We start from the raw sequence: 17226 nt of genomic DNA, 5'->3' as shown, positions 1-17226 counted from the left end.
GGCGTACGCGTGCCCGTACGGCAGCTATAGTTAATGGCCTTGGGGAATTGCGCGAAAACCGACTACGCAGGTGTTGTCATGAAAAAAACCGAACTGATGCTGTTCACTGTCTGCCTGGCACTGGCGAGCGCCGCCCACGCAGGCGAGACCCTGCCGCTTACCACCGAATACAGCAGTGACTTCAACTATTACGGGGGCGACCAGCCCTTCGCCCACCCCGCTCCACCCTCCGCAATCTTGATACCGCCAGGTTCATATACCTCGACCTCGCCAGGGGATTTCATACCGGTTTCAAGCCAGCATGTGTTTCACGATTCACTCTTGCCGACAATCGCCAGTGCCCGAGTTCAAGTGTTCATTCGCACGTACGATGCCGACCTCAACGTGTACGTGAACGAGGAAGTCGTGAACCCGAGTTGCACACTCGAATGCCTCAGTCAACAAGGCCCGAGGTTGGAATAAGGCCTACCATTGGCGTTTATCCGGACGTGCCAGGCCGAGTTTTTCGATCCGGTAACGCAACATGTCGCGGCTCAGGCCCAATAGCCGAGCGGACTTGGTGACGTTCCAGTCGGTCTTGTCGAGCATCTTGCGCACCATGTCGCGCTCGACTTCCGGCAGGTTCATCGACTCGGTGCCGCTGTAGACCGGGCGCGGTTCGTGGTGTTGTGGCTCATGCTGATACATCGGCGGATCGTCCACCAGGCTCAGGCAGACGTTCAACTGGTGCGCGGCGATGGTGTCGCTCTGGGCCAGCAGCACAGTTTGCTCCAGCATGTTGCGCAGCTCGCGCACATTACCCGGCCAGCTGTAGCTCAGCAGCAGTTCTTCAGCCTGGTCGCTGAAATGCAGGTTCGGTTTGCCGTAGCGTTTGCCGTGGATCGACAGGAAGTGCCGGGCCAGCAACAGGATGTCTTCGCCACGGGCATACAGGCGCGGCACCTTGATGGAAATGATCCGCAGACGGAAGAACAGGTCACGGCGGAACTTGCCCTGCTGGACCATTTGTTCGAGGTTGCAGTTGGTGGCGCTGATCACCCGCAAATCGACCTTGCGCTCCTTCACCGCGCCGACCCGGCGAATGGTCCGGTCTTCCAGCAGCTTGAGCAGCTTGGCTTGCAGTATCAGGTCCATTTCACCGACTTCATCGAGAAACAGCGTACCGCCATCGGCCGCTTCCACCAGGCCGGTCCGGCGGTCCTTGGCGTCGGTAAAGGCGCCTTTCTCGTGGCCGAACAGCTCGGACTCCACGAGGTTGGACGGGATCGATGCGCAGTTGAACTCAATGAACGGGCCTTTGCTGCGCGGGCCGTCGAAGTGCAGTGCCCGCGCCACCAGTTCTTTCCCGGTGCCGGTCTCGCCCTCCACCAGCACCGGTGGCAGGTCGGCGTTGGCCATGCGGCGCTCGGCGTCAAGCAACTGCGCGATGGTGTTCTTCAGGTAATTCATCGGTGCCGATTCGCCGATCAATGCCTGCACGCCAGACTTCTGCGCCTCGCGCTCCTGATAGAACGACAGCGTGCGCTCCATGCGATCCGTGGCCAACGCCTTGTCCAGCAACAGCTTGAGTTCGGGCAAGGCCACCGGTTTGGTGACGTAGTGAAAAGCGCCCTCTTTCATCGCCACCACGGCATCTTCGACGTTGCCGTAGCCGGTCATCATGATCACTTTCAGATCCGGCGCGCTGATGCGCAGCTTCTGGATCAGGTCGTGACCACTCATGCCCGGCAACGAGTTGTCGGTCAGCACCACGTCCGGGGCGAACGTACTCAATTGCTCCAATGCATCTTCAGCAGAGTGGCAGACCGTCACCTCGAAGTCTTTGCGCTCCAGGTAGGTCTGAATATTCTCGGCGAGGATTTCGTCATCCTCGACCAGCAATATGCTGTGCTCCATATTCCCCTCCCGTTGCTACTTTAAAATTGAGACAGACTCGGGTTCCTTCCTGCTCCTGGCTAGTCAGTTCGACCGAGCCTTCGAAACGCTCCATTATTCGTTTGACCAGGGCCAGGCCGACGCCCAACCCGCCTTGCTTGGTGGTGAAAAACGGTTTGAAGACCATCTGTTGCTGCTGCCTGGTCATGCCTTTGCCAGTGTCGACGAGGGTCATGCACACATGGCCGGGTTGTGGCTGTTCGATGTCGATAGTCAGGTGGCCGCCCTTGGGCATGGCTTCAAGGGCATTGGCAAACAGGCTATTGAGAATTTGCGTGAGGAGCACCTGTTGGCTGACGACCGGTGGACAGGATTGAGGCTTGAAATGCACTTGCACGTTCGAACGTCTGATCAGCGCATCGAAAGCACTCAGCGTGTCATCAATGGCCAGCACCAGATCGACCGTTTCGTAGTCATCATTCATGGGCCGCAACGACACCAGCAATTCCCGAACCCAGCGTGACATGCGATCAACCTGGTTGATGATGTCGCCGATGTTCTTTTGCGCAGTCTGGCTGGCGATTTCCTGGGCCAGTTCGGCGCTGGAACGAATGTTTGCCAGCGGATTGCGCAAACTGTGCGCCACCGCCGACGACATTTCACCCAGCGCAACGAAAGTCTCATTGGTAATCAGTTGCTGTTGCTGACTCTGCAGCAACATCGCGGCCCGGCGCACAATCCAGAACAACCCGAGGTAAATGACCAGGCCGCCGAGCACTGTCGCCATCCAGATGGCCTTGAAACCACGCTGGATACGTTCTACCAGGTCCAACGGTTCCTTGTAGATCTCGACCATGGCGATCACTTTGCTCTTGTCGGCATTGAACATCGGGATGTAGTTCTCGACGAACAGATACTTGGGCTCGCGCAACAGCATCTGTTCGGGACGCTCCTCATCGATCTGGTGATAGCTGGTCGAGACGAGCTCCTTCATTTCAAAGGACTCGTCCAGTTCTTCATCGCCTTCGACACGCATGCCGATCATTTGTGGATTGGTCGACCAGACCACCGTGCGATCCAGGGCGTACACCACCGCCAGCAGCGTGTCCGGCAAGTGTTCGACATGATCGAGAAACTCTATGCGGGCCGCGGCACGGGCGCCTGGATTGACGTCGGAATAGGCGTTGTCGTCGCGTGGATCGAGCATTTCCCCCATGGTTCTTTGCGGGGTGATGCCAGCGTGGCGAATTTCCGCATCCCCGATAGCGTGGATGAATTGCGCAGTCAGCATGGAGTCACGTTCGATGCTTTCATCGACGACAAAACGCGTGGACACATAGCCCAGACCCAGCGCCACGGCGGCGATGATCAGAAAGCTGCCCAAAGAAAACCAGCGCAGCAGATTGAACTGTCCAAACCGATGTTGGCCGTTTGCTGCCGGCGTGACCGGCGCAGGTATTTTTTGTTGTTCTACTGTCGGCATAAGGGTGTCCTGAATTGCTCTTATCAAGCCTGTTCAGCCGTGTCACGGATCAGTGTAGGTCGCATTGAACGTGCCTGACTGACCCAATGATAGTATTTCGCCGCTATTGCGCCTGCGCCGCCTGCAAAGGCTGCTGGCGCTCGGTTTCTTCCTGCAAAAAATCCACAATCGATTGCGCGGATTTCTCATCCAGGCGCAGGTTGGGCATCGGAATTTTGTCGAAGCGTTCAAACAGCTCCACGGCAATCGGATCTTTCTCCTTGAGCATGCTGTCCGGCTCGCGAATCCAGCGATTGAGCCAGGCCGGATCGCGCTGGCGGGTCACGCCGATCAAATCCGGACCGATGCTGCGCATGCCGATGCCCTGCCCATCCATCGGGCCCAGGCTGTGACAGGACGCGCAACGGGTGCGAAACAATTCTTCGCCGTTGCTCGGTGGACGAATCTCCGGGGCGTTGGCGTAACTTTCTTCAGCGCTGGCCTTTTTCCAGTTCTGCAAGGTGTTGGCCAACTGGTCAGCCAGAATCCATGGATTCTCGAACGGTGAGGCTTTCATCCAGCGACCGGTGCCCTGGTTGCCGACGATCAGGCTCAGGTTGTGGTCCTTGCTGCGTCCATTGTCGACGCCCTCAATAAACAGCCCGAGTTTTTTTCGCAGCTCAGTGACGTCGGCAAATTCCCCGGTGAGAAATTTCCAGCCCGGCCCGACCTTGAACCGTTGCGCATAGGCCTTGAGCACTTCGGGTGTGTCGCTCAGGGGGTCGATGCTGATGGAGTAGAAAAAAATGTCCTTGCCGACCCGATCGCCGAGCAGCTTTTGCACTTGGCGCAGACGCGCGGTTTCCAGTGGGCAAGAGTCGCTGCACGAGGTGAAGATGAAGTTGATCACCACCACCTTGTTCTTGATCAGGTCATCGAAGAAATGCACCTGCTGACCGTCCTGATCAGTCAGCAGGGTGTTGGGGAAATAGTCGCCGCCCCAGGGAGTCGCCGATTCTGTCGGCGACAGCACACCCTCATGGGCCAGCAGCACCTGACTGGCCAGCAGACAGGTAACCAGCAGCAGAATCAGGTGCATGCCCAGGGCGCGGGAGCGCGGCGTGTGCACGTTCATGTCGGCTCCCTCGCGGCGTTTCATGGTTTGACCACCACTTTAGGACCGAAGCCGTCGCCAGTGCGGAAGGTTGGCAGCGCGGCGGAGTTGACGTAGCGCACACCATCCCAGCTTGGCAGCGGTGTTGGCATCAACTGGAATTGCCCGGGTTTCTCAATGTCCCAACGCAGCAGCATCGAGTTATCTTCATGCTGGGTGTTGTGACAGTGCTCCATGTACGTCCCGGCGAATTCGCGGAAGTTGATCGCCATCTCGACATTGTCCAGACCGTCTTTTTCCGTACCGATGCGGTAAACGTCCTTACGTGCCCACTTTTCCCATTCCGGTGGTGCCTTGCCGCCGCGACTGAGGATGATCCCCTCTTCGAAGTGCACATGCACCGGGTGGCTCCAGCCACTGCCGCCGAGCTTGATGTTCCACACCTCCAGGGTGCCGAACCCGGCTGCACCGGCATCGGTCGGGCCGTTGGCCAAGTGAGTCGCGGTGTTCAAGCGACGGGGGTCCATGTGGAAGCCGAAGCCGCCATCGGTCTTGACCGTCCACGGTGCTTCATCGGTGCCGTCGGAACGGCCGAAAGTGAAGGTGCGGTGACGAGCCTGGGCCAGCAGTGCCTTGTCGGCAGGATTGTCGCGATGGATCTTCAGCGGGATCATCACCAGGCCTTCAGGCTTGCCCGGTTTGGCCGGTTCGTACGCTGCAGGGTCCATGGCCAGGTCCTGACCGGTGTAGGCCTTGACGTTGAGTTGCAACACCTTGCCCACTGCCGGGTCACCCTTGTCCCACATTGGCCCTTTGCTGGTCTGCTTGATCACCGCTTTGTAATTTTCAGAGAGCACTTCAGCCAGCGACACCGGTTCTTTCGGGCCTTTGCCATCCTCGTGGGCCAGCAGGTTGACGAAGAACAGCTTGTCCCCTGGCTTGATGCCGTTTTTCGCGAAGTTGACGATGATGTCGAAGCGCTCGGCAATGCCCTGGGTTGGCAGGATTGCGTTGTGGTTCTGTTTATCGCCGTCGGCGTCGAGGTCCATGGAGCCGTCGAACGGCACGCTGTGTTCCATGATGTTGCCGTCGTTGGCAATCATGTGGAACGGCACGCGGGCATAGGACACACCCGAGCCTTTAGGCCCTTGGAACTCGCCACTGGTGCCTTTGATTTCACGCACCAGCGCCAGTTTGTAGTAACGCGATACCGAACCATTGAGCATGCGGAACCGATAGCTGCGGGCGCGCACATCCAGGGTCGGTTTCCACTGCCAGTTGACCAACACCTGGTCACCGAGGAAGCCGTCGGTATTGAAGGGGTTGAACCACAGCTGACCGTTCTGATCCCACGCCTTGTCGGCGAACACCAGGTTGACGTCGTAGTCGCGGTTACCCCATGGCAAGGCGTTGCCGCTAGGGAAACGCAGGTTGACACCGTCGTTCACCGATTCGTTGCCACGGTCGAGGGCGCTGTAGTAGTTCATCATCGCCGCGTTGCCCTTGTAGACGTTCTGCGCGGTGAAATCGAGCATGTGGTCGTGGAACCAATGGGTGCTCATGGTTTCGCGCCAGTCGCCACGGATCTTGATCGTGCCGTTCTCGCAGGTCTTGCGGCTGGGGTTGACGTCGTTGGTCCACAGGGTTTCGCCCGGCGAGCAAGGGAATGCCGCGCGTGGATCATGAGCGTCGGTGTTGATGGTGTCGTAACCGGCCAACTGGATCGGCCAGCGATAGTCGTAATACTGGCCGGGGAAGAAAAACGCGTTGGCATAACCATCGCTTTCCGCCGGTGCGTGACCGTTGTGTTCGTGGGTACTGATGGTGTGCAAGCCAAAACCCATGTTGGCTGCCGGGTCGATAGGCAAGCCGTTGTAGTGACGCATCAACACCGGTTGACCGTAACGCACCATCAGTAATTTAGGCGGCAGGGTGCCGTCGAAGGTCCAGACCGAATTGTGGTTCTGCACCGGCATGTTCGGGTGGAAACGTGCATCGACGCCTTTGGACGTGCCATTGGTTGCCGGTACACCGGCGACGTTGTGATACAGGCCACCGGGGCCGAACTCGCCCACAGCGTAACCGTGCATCTGATGGCTGTCGCGCCAGCCGCTGTTGAGCCTCGCCCCGGTTTGCACAGTTTTGTAGGCCACTTGCGGGTAGAACTCGTTCCAGCGCTGGTGCGACCAACCCTTTCCGGGCGGACGACCTTCAGCCGATGAGCCGATATGGCGGTTGAGGAACACCTCGATCTGCGCCTGCCACGGGTTGCGGTCCACCACGTTGGAGAATTGGCTGGGGAACGGGGTCAGCCCCGGTTGACGCATGAAGGCATCGAGTGCCGCGCTTGATGGTGCACTGCGGGCGGCATTGGTCGGGTCTTGTTGTGGCAACGGACCGACTGCTGCCGGCGGGAAGCCCAACGGTGCCGCCGGTGTGGTCGGGTCGAGTTTTTCCGGGCCGAACTCTTCGAACAGCACCAGTTGCTGAGTGAATGGCTGGGCACCAAACAACGGGCTCGGCTTGCCATTGGTGGGGTAGTTGAAACTGGTCTGCACCGCCGGCGGCAAGACATTTTCCTGCCGCGGGGTCAGGCGGGTGCCTTTGACACCATCGGGCAAATCGAAGGAGTCCAGGTTGGCCTCCGGCATGGTCAAAATGGCGTTCAACGCCGCGGGTTCGTCAGCCGGTTCGTCGTAGTAAGCCGAGGGGTCGGAGGGTTCGGGCTGTCGCTCGTCATCGATCGGGCTGGCACGCAGATTCGCTGTGCCCAGCGTCATCGTCAGAAGGACGCCAAGAGGCGTCAACAGGCCAAGCCATTTGAAGGGATAACGCGCTTTTATGTCCATCACCAGCCGCCTCGAAGTCATGAAGGGGGTGATGGGGCTTTTGCAAGGAGCTCGCCAGATTTGTAACTGATTTATACGAAAGTATTAACACCCGCAAAAACAATGGCTTATCAACATCAATGTGCCATACCTGGAAAAACGACTGGGGCTTGACACCCGCTAACGGGGATAGTTCACACCCAGTTTCAGGGAAATCGTTTAAACGACAAACGGACAGTCGTGCCTTCCCCTTCACGGCTGCCCAGGGTCACCGCCCCCCCAAAACGCTCCATAATGCGTTTCACCAGCACCAGGCCAACGCCCAACCCCCCTTGCTTGGTGGTAAAAAACGGCCGGAACGCCATGCTGCGCTGTTCCTCGTTCATGCCTTTGCCAGTGTCGCTGATGCTCACACAACTACCTTTGTTATCGGTCGGTTCCAGCAGGATCGTCAGCGTGCCGCCCTTGTCCATGGCTTCCAGCGCATTGGCGAGCAAGCTGTTGAGAATCTGCGTCAGCTGAACCTGCTGGCTCAACACCATCGGCGTCTCTTTTGGCTCGAACACTACGTGAACATTTGCCTTGGCGATCTGATGCTCGAAGGCCAGCAGACTGTCATGCAAGCAGGCAACCAGGTTCACCGGCTCCGCTTCGTCATTGAGCGGTCGCAAGGATTGCAGCAGTTCCCGGACCCATTTCGACATGCGGTCCACCTGACCGATGATGTCATTAATGTTCTTGTGCGCGGGGCCGCTGTCGAACTCAAGGGCCAGCTCGGCACTGGAGCGAATGGTCGCCAACGGGTTGCGCAGGCTATGGGCTACGGCCGAAGACATCTCCCCAAGCGCCACAAAGGTTTCGTTGGTGATCAGCTGTTTTTGTTGCGTGGCCAACAGGAGCGCCGCCCGCCGCACGATCCAGTACAGCCCCAGATAGATCAGCCCGCCGCCAAGGGCCGTGGCCAGCCAGATCAAGGCCAGGCCACGTTCCATGCGCTCAATCAGGTCTTTGGGCTCCTTGTAGATCTCGACCATCGCAGTCACGTTTTCGCGATCGGCGTCGAACAGCGGGATGTAATTCTCGATGAAGATGTAGTCCGGTGGCGTGACGAACTTCTGCTCCATACGCGCCTCGTCCACGTTGTGATAGCTGGCGGACACCGGCGTCTTGGAAGCGAACGCATGATCGAGGTCCTCGTCGGCATGGATCGTGGTGCCCATCAGCTCGGGGTTAGTGGACCAGATGACCATGCGGTCCGGGGCGTAGATGTTGGCCAGAATCACATCAGGCAAATGTTCAATATGGTCGAGGAATTCACCCCGGGCGCTGGCACGCGCCAGGGGATCGACGTCGGGGAATTCCTTGTCTTTGCGCGGGTCGAGCAACTCACCCATAGTCCGCACGTGGGGAATGGACACATGGCGCACCTCGGCCGAGGCAATCGCTTCGATGAATTGCGACGTCAATAACGCATCGCGTTGCACACTCTCGGTAATCACAAAGCGCGTGGAAACAGCGCCCAGCGCCACGGCCACCGTGCCGATCACCGCCATGCTGATCAGCGAAAACCAGCGCAGCAGATTGAACGGCTGTTTGCGCGAACTCAGGCGAATGTCGCCCTCGTCTTTGATCAGGGCTGTGGCTTGAATAGTCATGGACGAGGTTCCCGGGTGCTCCCTATAGGGTTATAGCCCACTGCTCGATGTTTGCCCGGCTTCGGGTGTTTTCTCCCCCACTTTCCCCGCTTGCCCCACTGCCCCGATCGACCCCCAAAACTGGGGACAGTCGCCCGCTTCAACAGCCAGTGAGATTTAGTCGCAGTCATGCCACAAGCCTTCACTACGGGCTTGTGCTGACGGTTTTCAAAAATTGGTATGGAAGTTGCCGAAGCCCTCTCAACTGACCCGCCCCCAAGGGGCAGGTCTTCTGATAGAGGGAATACTCATGCACCCTTTACTGTCCAAAACCACGATCGCCCTGGTCGTGTCCGCTTTAACCCAAGGCGCTGCCCACGCGGCGCTGTTTGCTGTCGACACCGGACCGTACCTGCCCGCCAACGGCAATTTCGCCGCCTGGTATCAGGACACGCACGGTCGCACCCTTGATCTGTGCCTGTCCAAGGCCGTCAGCTCCAGGGTGGCCAGTGCGCCGGGCGCCCCGACTTACATGTGTTCGTTGATCCCCGCGCCAGGTGTTTTCGACGACACCCAACCGATGGTGTTCCCGACCAACTTTCCCGACGAAGCGTTTTGGGCAACCGGCGAAACCACCATCGTCGATGCGGCCCGAGGCATTGACCTGACCTATGTCTCTGCGGTGGAAGCCGCCTTCAGCGGTGGTGATCCGGTGGAAGGCGATCAGATCAGCTTCGCGCGCATCCGCATCCGCATCGACGTGCCCACGGCCGGGACCTACGTCATAACCCACCCCTATGGCGTCGATGTGTTCACCGTCGATACCCCCGGGCGGCGGGCGATCAACATGACCCGGGACATCGGTATCGGCGCAGCGAAAACCTATGACGGCGCGCTCAAGGGCGATGTCGGTCCGTTCCTGCGCAGCGTCAACGGCCCCTACACCGAGACGAACCCGGTTACCGGCGCCGCCGAACAATTCGTCGGCGACCCGAACCTCACGGAAGCCGTCACCGGAAGTCCGTTCAACACCAACTTCGTGCGCATTGAGGGCCCCAATGGCATTGACTTGCGCACCGACCTTTTTGCCGTCTCCGGCAAGCTGTCGACAGTGGTCCGGCCAACGCCGGTCATTGCCCAGCGCAGCACCTACTCACGGCATGCCGGTGCCAGCGCACCGGTGGCTCAGCAGGACGTCTTCGTCATGGCCCCGCCCGCACCGGCGACGGTGACCCTGGACAGCAATAACCCGGTGTTGAACTTCACCGAAGCGGACAGTACCGGCCATTGGTACGCACAGTCGTCGACCAATCCGTCATTGCCGAACACGCTGCAAGTGACTGCCGACAACCACCTGGCCATCGCCAGCAGCACCCCGACGATCTTGCCAATGCCCCTGTCGGACCTGGTGGTGATTTCCCGTGCCGAGTACAGCCTGAGCAATGGCCAGATCACCATCGTCGCCTCAACCAGTGATGAAACCTCGCCACCGGTGCTCACCGCCACCTCTGGCACGGGGGTCGCCATCGGCGCCCTCAGCGGTGATGGCGCAGTGAAAAGCCTGGCCACCGGCATCTCGCCGATTCCGCCAGCCCAGGTTCGCGTGACGTCATCCAATGGCGGCAGCGACACCGAAGAAGTGGTCATCGTGCAATGAACGCTCACATGCCCAGATCCTCATCAGGAGGCATCATGAACAATTGGCCACGCCTGGCGCTCAACGCCCTGGGACTGACTCTATCGCTGTCCGGCAGTGCTTTCGCGCAACTCGCTGCCGTCGACCCCGGCCCCTATACCTTCGCCACCGGGAAATTCCCGATCTGGTATCAGGACAACAATCTTCTGTCGATGGAGCTGTGCCAGTCCAAAGCCGTCAGCTCGCGGGTAGGCGTCTCTGTGCCACCCGCCTACATGTGCACCCTGCTGCCGGCACCCGGCATTTTCGACGACACCCAGCCGATGGTGTTCCCGGATAACTGGCCCGACGAAGCCTTTTGGTATCTCGCAGAAACCACGATCCCCAACAATGCCGCCGGCTATGGGATGGACGCCTACGTCGCCGGGATCGAAGCTGCGTTTGCCGGCGGAAACCCGCTCGACGGTGATCAGATCAGCTTCGCGCGGATCCGGATGCGGATTAACATTCCCGTCGCCGGCACCTACACCATCACCCACCCTTACGGCGTGGAAACGGTCAACGTCACCACCCCTGGCCGTCGTGCGATCAACATCACCAGAGACGTCGGCGTCGGTGCGCCAGGCGTATTCACCGGCGCGGTGAACGGGGCCATCGGACCGTTCCTGCGCAGCGTCAACGGCCCTTACACCGAAGTGAACCCGGACACGGGTGCCGTCGAAACCTTCGTCGGTGATCCGAACCTCACCGAAGCCGTGACCGGTAGCCCCAACAACACCAACTTCGTGCGCATCCAGGGGCCTGCCGGGACCATCGAGACCAGCCTCTTCACCGTGTCCGGCAAAGTGCTCGACAGCCGAGCGCAAACACCGGTGGAGATCAGCCGCGCCACATACCGGCGCACGGGCGGAACGGGAGGCAGCAGCACCCGCGTCGAGGTCTTTGGCAAAGCCGACAACGGCTCGACCCTGTGCTTCCGCGAAAGCATCGCCCTGGTCCCCGGCCCACCTGTTTCACCTTGCCAGACCACCCTGGTGGGCGATAACAACGGCCTGTTCTTCGGCCAGCACCTGCTGGCCAATGGCGCCGTGCCTCCAGTCGTGGTGATCACCGCCACTAACCCGACCGGTTCGACCCGACCGACCTCCGTGTCGAGCAAGCTCAGCGACGTGGTGAAAATCCAGACTGCTCGCTACAACTGGAGCAATCACAGCCTGCTGATCGAGGCCACCTCCAGCGACGAAGTCGGCATACCTGACATGGTCGCCCAAGGTTACGGAAGGCTGTCGAAGAACGGCACGTTGCAGCGCCTGACCGTGCCGGACCTGCTGCAGCCGCCGGCCACCGTGACGATCAAGTCGGCCGCGGGCGGCAATGACACCGAGCCTGTCGTGGTGGTCGGCACCGCACCGGACTCGGGCCAGAACAAGGCACCGATCGGGGTTGCCGATGTCGGTAGCACCACCTTTGGCGTGCCGGTCACCCTCAATGTGCTGGCCAACGACAGCGACCCGGACGGCAACACTCCACTGAGTGTCACAGCACTGACACCACCGGCCGCTGGCCAGGGCACCGTGGCATTGGCCGTCAACAACGTGATCTACACCCCGCCCGCCGTCGTCAATGCACCGTTGACCGCGACCTTCACCTACAAGGTTCAAGACGCCAAAGGCCTGGCCTCGACCGATCCGGTGACTGTGACCGTCAACGTGGCGCCTAACCAGGCTCCGGTGGCTGTTGCAGATAGCGTCTCGACCCAGGCGGCGCCCGTGACGATCAACGTGTTGGCTAACGACACCGACCCTGAAGGCAACCTGCCGCTGGCCGTCGCCAGCATCACCCAGCCGCCCGTGGCAGGTCGCGGAAGCGTCGCCATCAACGGCACGGCGGTCACCTATACGCCACCGGCAGTCGTGCTGAGCCCTTTCACCACGACCTTCACCTACGTCGCCCGGGACAGCTTCGGCGCCCTGTCGGCACCGGCCACGGTCACCGTGCAGGTGTCACCACCGCTGGTCCTTGAAACCTTCAACGTGACGGCTGCCACGGTGACCGCCCGTGCCGGCAACCGGTTCACCTGGAACTTCACCGGTACCTCGTCGGTGGTCCTCGGCAACTCTGTCACCGTCCAGGTCACCACACCGGCCGGGCTGGTCACCCTGGGCACCGCCACCGTGGCGATTACCGGACGCTGGACCCTGACGGTCACCAACACCACGGTCGCCCCATCGCTCAACCCGACGGCCACCATCCGTTCAACCCCGGGCACGGTGCGCAACGTCTCCGTCACCGTGCAGTAAACGCTCGCCCCACCGTCCGCAATGGCCGGTGGGGCAGCTCCAACCAAGGACTCAGTCATGAAAACGTCGACCGCCGCCCTGCTCTGCCTGCTTCTGCTTTGCAGCGGCGCGGGTGTGCGCGCCGATGATTTGATGGACAACGACGACCTCGGTCCCGGTGGCGACCTCGGCGAGTTACCCCCACCGGTTGGCCAGCATGCGCTGATCGACCAGAACGGCCAGGCCAACATTGCGTTAGTGCAACAGAACGGCCAGTCGTTGCTCGGCAATGTCGTCCAGTCGGGCAGCAATCAGGAGGCTTACATCCTTCAACAAGGCAACGACTTGATGGCCATGATCAACCAGCAAGGTTCCGGCAACGATGCCTCAATCACACAAACCGGCAGCCACAACCGTGCGCAGATTTCCCAGAACGGCAATAACAACGACGCCAGCATCGTCCAGGCGGGAACGGGACTTTCCAGTGCCGTCACCCAGTCCGGGAACGGCATGAGCGTCTCCGTCAAACAATATCGCTAAAGCACTGCACCACTTGGAGGTTCCATCATGTTCAAATTAATGCCCCTCACCGCCGCCATCCTGGTCATCGTCAGTGCCCAGGCAATGGCCGACGACAGCACGTCCATCCAGAACCAGAACGGCGATGCCAACATCGCCAACGTGAAGCAATCCGCCGCCAGTTTCAGCACGTCCACCCAGCAACAGACTGGATCGGGCAATGATGCGGCGACGCTGCAAGACAACGCCAGCAGCACCATCGAACAGACCCAGGTCGGTAACTACAACGCCGGCTACGGTGAGCAACTGTTCGAAAACGGTAGCTCGATCACCCAGCAACAGGTCGGCACCTTCAACACCAGCCATGCCAGTCAGTCGATTGGCGTGGGCGCCAGCCAGGCGCTGCAACAACAACTGGGCAACGGCAACTTCTCGTTTATCTATCAGGACAGCCAGGACGGCTCCACCGGCACGACCTTCCAGCAAGGCGACAACAACGAGGCCAACATCGAGCAGATGGAACTGGGCGTGGAAAACACCGCGTCCATCATCCAGCTCGGCAACACCAACTACGGCACCGCCGAGCAAGTGTTCCACGAGGGCGGCCAGATCAACATCAACCAGACGGGCAACGATAACTATGCCTATGGCGATCAACGCAACGGACTGGGCGGCACTATAAGCATCAACCAGCTCGGCGATGGCAACGGCAGTGAAGTCTGGCAAGACAGCCAGACTGCCAGCCAGACCACCATCCAACAGATCGGGCAGGCCAACGAAACCGTGGTCGACCAGAGCTTCGGCCAAAACAACGTGGCGACGGTGCTGCAAGTCGGCGATCTCAACGCAATCTATGCCGACCAGTTCGAATCCCTCGGCTCGACCGTTGCGCTGTATCAAGCGGGCACCGGCAACGTGCATTTCACCTATCAAAGCGGCGACAGCCATGTGCTCAACGCCAACTCGGTGGGCACCGGCAACAAAGTCTACGCCAGCAACTGGAAAGGCCCGCAAACAGGTGGCCAGTTCGGCAGCAACCAGCGTGCAACCGTCAATCAGGTGGGCACCAACAACGTCGCCAACTTCACCCAGACCGGCGCCGGCCACATCATGACCACCAACCAGTCCGGCACCGGCAACACAACCAAAGTCAGCCAGGCCGATTCCTACAACGAGCTGTACTTCGACCAGAACGGCAGCGACAACATCCTCATCGCCGACCAGCGCGGCACCACCAACCTGGCTCAGGGCAGCAGCAACGGCACCGGCAACAGCACCGAGTTCGACCAGTCCGGCAGCGGCAACCAGGCCTACACCACACAACTGTATGGCAGCGACAACATGATCACTGTCAAACAGGCAGACACCATGAACGTCGCCTATGTGACCCAGGGCGGCACCGGCAACATCGCCAGTGTCGATCAAAGCGGCGTAAGCCAGACGGCGACCGTGCAGCAGTTTGGTAGCGCCAACTCGGCAACCGTGTTGCAGCAATAATCGCAAGGCGTAAAAACCGCGGCCTTTGGTGGAGGGTCGCGGTTTTTTTGTGCCGTGTGATTTTTTTCCCCGTGGGAGCGAGCTTGCTCGCGATGACGGTGTGTCAGTCGACTTCCATGTTGAAAGTTAAACAGCCCTCACAAGCAAGTCGAATCGTCGCACCCCCGCTGCCACATTTCGATTGGGGTTGGCCTGAAAATTTGGTGGAGGTCCTACAGCCGTGGCGGTTTTTGAGGAGGATTCCGACAGGTTGTGTCGGTTGTTGTGTCGGAAGGCTGGGAAATAGGCTTTGCACGTCGCTGCAAATTCAGCGACCGGGTTTGGTCGCCCAGGTTTAGAATGGCGCACTTTTCGTGCTTGCTTCATGGCGAGCTGTGCGTGGGAGGGCTTCGGCCCTGCCGGGTTCCATTCCCTGGTCGACCAACCTGCGTACAGTTTGCCACCCCACTGCTTGGTCGCAGTCGTGGCGAACTCCCTATTTACGAATGGAGCTTCACCATGATCAAAGAAACCCCAAATCCCCCGGAAACCGACGATGTTTCCCCCTACGAATCCGTCGATTCCAAAAAATTCCACGACGCCGCCGAACGCGCACTGAATCACTACCTCAATCCTGCGGCCCTGAAATCACCGCCCACCCGCAAACCCAGCACAATGTTCATGCTTGCACCGGACCTCAAGGACGAAGACCTGCTGGCTCACACCTGTGAATCCCTGGCTCAGGCCAGCGTAATGGCCGGCGATTTTGCCAGTTATCTGGAAGGCCCACACCGCAACACCGCCATGGCCATCCAGCAAATCGTCATGCTCGCCGAACTGGCCGCGAACCGGATGATGGACAACCTTGAACTCCCCAAACCCGCGCCACATCGCTAATTCCCAGCAATCCCCAATCCTCCTGTGAGTGAGCCTGCTCGCGATGACGGTGTGTCAGTCGACTGCAATGTTGAATATGAATCCGCTATCGCGAGCAGGCTCACTCCTACAATTGGATTGGGTGCATCTGGTAGAGAGTGGTCGGCTGTCAGGCCGCCATCGCTGGCAAGCCAGGCTCCTACAATTGATCGGCGTACACCCGCCGCTTCTCACCACTCATCAGGCCGAGCGTTAGCTCGCCTGCAGCTTTTGATCTTGATTCACCCGCCCCTTCGGGAGGCTGAGTGGAGGTGTGCATCCGGGGAGTGGCGCGCAGCGCCGTTCGACGCAGTCGAACACGCTGCATGTAGGTCGTCGCGAAGCAGACCGGAGGGCAGTGTCCCCGGATGGATACCGGAACGAAGGAACGCCGAGCCTTAGCGAGGGGCCGGACGCTCGGGGCGAGACCTTTGGTTACTTTGGGGCGTTTGCCAAAGTGACACGCCGTAAGGGCGGAACCATTAGCGGCCGTTACCGCAGCAACGGATATGTACACCGAGGAAGAAAATGGTCGGCTGTCAGGCCGCCATCGCGAGCAGGCTCACTCCTACAGGAGATCGCGTACACAGGGGAAAACCAGGTCGGCCCGAAGGCCGCCTCGGTTCACTCACTCTCCGGATCAACCTTCGACTGAGTCAGGTACCGGTCAAGCGTCGCATTGGCATCCGGCGTGTTATCCCCCGCCACCTGCCACAAATGCCGCTCAATCCCTTGCGCCAGCAAATGCCCAACGGCCGCCTCGATCGCCGACAACACACACAACTGCGCCGGCTCGTTCGTGGTGTAACCAACCTCCGCCTCGAGCAACTTCTTGAACTCGATAAACTTGAACACCCCGGCACTACGGCTCACCGAGTAAATCGTCTTGCTGGTCATCACGTTAGCCAACACCTGCCCGCTGCGCACATCCACCGCCCGCAGGTTGACCGTCACCTGATCCACCCGGTACTCCCGGGCAATGTCGATCCCCAGATAACGCGCCCCTTCACCGCCACTGCGCACGTTGGTGTCGTAAGCAATGATACCGCCCTCAAGCATCATGTTCGCTGCTTGCAGCGGTGGCAGCTCACCCAGGATATTCACCGGCGTATTGGCCTTTTTCTGCGAAGCGCGAATGATCTTGCGCTCGGTCAGCAGGTTCTGCAGCCCTTCGCGCTCCAGTACCACAAACCAGCCGCTGGACTGCAACGCATCCATCAACATGCTCGCCGCGCCCTGGGTCACGCTGGTTGAAAACGAACTGGCCGGGGTCGGTTTGTATTGCCCGGTCTGGTCGCGGAAACCGTACACCACCGCCATCAACCGGCCTTTGGGTCGTGGCATGGCCAGCAAGTCGTAATAAGTCGACGCCCGTGGCGTCAGTGTCGGTGTCTTGGAGTCTTGCTCGGCCGACATAGGCTCGCGCAAACCACACCCTTGTAAGGTTGCCAACATCAGCCCCAGCGCAATTATTTTTTTCATGTCCCT

The 17226-nt window shown here is 59.9% G+C and carries 12 protein-coding genes; 6 read left to right on the top strand and 6 right to left on the bottom strand.

What is annotated here, in order from left to right; translation table 11 throughout:
* Positions 1-78 precede the first annotated feature (78 nt).
* Positions 79-462: a hypothetical protein gene (locus tag NL116_RS11805; protein WP_494377305.1), complete on the top strand. Its 384-nt coding sequence runs from the start codon at positions 79-81 to the stop codon at positions 460-462.
* Positions 463-465: 3 nt separating this feature from the next.
* Here the strand turns inward: NL116_RS11805 and NL116_RS11800 are convergent, their stop codons facing one another.
* From NL116_RS11800 to NL116_RS11780, 5 genes are all read right to left on the bottom strand, one after another.
* Positions 466-1896 (bottom strand): sigma-54-dependent transcriptional regulator, encoded by a 1431-nt coding sequence (locus NL116_RS11800; protein ID WP_494377304.1) that lies wholly within the window; start codon positions 1894-1896, stop codon positions 466-468.
* A complete protein-coding gene (locus NL116_RS11795) occupies positions 1865-3358 on the bottom strand; it encodes a sensor histidine kinase (protein ID WP_494377303.1) in 1494 nt (497 codons plus the stop codon). Before NL116_RS11795 ends, NL116_RS11800 begins: the two co-directional genes overlap by 32 nt.
* Positions 3359-3461: 103 nt before the next feature.
* Positions 3462-4472, bottom strand: a complete 1011-nt coding sequence (locus tag NL116_RS11790; RefSeq protein WP_494377302.1) for an SCO family protein — start codon at positions 4470-4472, stop codon at positions 3462-3464.
* Between the two features lie 20 nt (positions 4473-4492).
* Positions 4493-7300, bottom strand: coding sequence for a multicopper oxidase domain-containing protein (locus tag NL116_RS11785; protein ID WP_494377301.1), 2808 nt, complete (start codon positions 7298-7300; stop codon positions 4493-4495).
* 185 nt (positions 7301-7485) lie between these two features.
* Positions 7486-8934: a sensor histidine kinase gene (locus NL116_RS11780; protein WP_494377300.1), complete on the bottom strand. Its 1449-nt coding sequence runs from the start codon at positions 8932-8934 to the stop codon at positions 7486-7488.
* A gap of 289 nt (positions 8935-9223) precedes the next feature.
* On the opposite strand from NL116_RS11780, the gene NL116_RS11775 reads away from it, so the two are divergent.
* The 5 genes from NL116_RS11775 to NL116_RS11755 all read left to right on the top strand — a co-directional run bounded on the left by NL116_RS11775 (position 9224) and on the right by NL116_RS11755 (position 15720).
* Positions 9224-10570 carry a hypothetical protein gene (locus tag NL116_RS11775; protein WP_494377299.1) on the top strand — a complete coding sequence of 449 codons (1347 nt, stop codon included), beginning with the start codon at positions 9224-9226 and terminating at the stop codon, positions 10568-10570.
* Positions 10571-10605: 35 nt separating this feature from the next.
* Positions 10606-12849: an Ig-like domain-containing protein gene (locus NL116_RS11770; RefSeq protein WP_494377298.1), complete on the top strand. Its 2244-nt coding sequence runs from the start codon at positions 10606-10608 to the stop codon at positions 12847-12849.
* A gap of 57 nt (positions 12850-12906) precedes the next feature.
* The gene (locus tag NL116_RS11765) at positions 12907-13368 is read left to right on the top strand and encodes a curlin (protein WP_494377297.1); all 462 of its coding nucleotides are present in this window, start codon (positions 12907-12909) and stop codon (positions 13366-13368) included.
* 27 nt (positions 13369-13395) lie between these two features.
* Positions 13396-14844 (top strand): curlin, encoded by a 1449-nt coding sequence (locus NL116_RS11760; RefSeq protein WP_494377296.1) that lies wholly within the window; start codon positions 13396-13398, stop codon positions 14842-14844.
* A 498-nt stretch (positions 14845-15342) separates the two neighbouring features.
* A complete protein-coding gene (locus tag NL116_RS11755; RefSeq protein WP_494377295.1) occupies positions 15343-15720 on the top strand; it encodes a DUF6124 family protein in 378 nt (125 codons plus the stop codon).
* 642 nt (positions 15721-16362) lie between these two features.
* Here NL116_RS11755 and NL116_RS11750 read toward each other — a convergent pair.
* Complete coding sequence (locus NL116_RS11750) at positions 16363-17220, bottom strand: CsgG/HfaB family protein (RefSeq protein WP_494377294.1); 858 nt, start codon at positions 17218-17220, stop codon at positions 16363-16365.
* Between the last annotated feature and the right edge of the window lie 6 nt (positions 17221-17226).

The sequence above is a fragment of the Pseudomonas sp. FBCC-B1667 genome (assembly GCF_059133255.1).
This window is presented reverse-complemented; position numbering and strand designations above follow the sequence as displayed.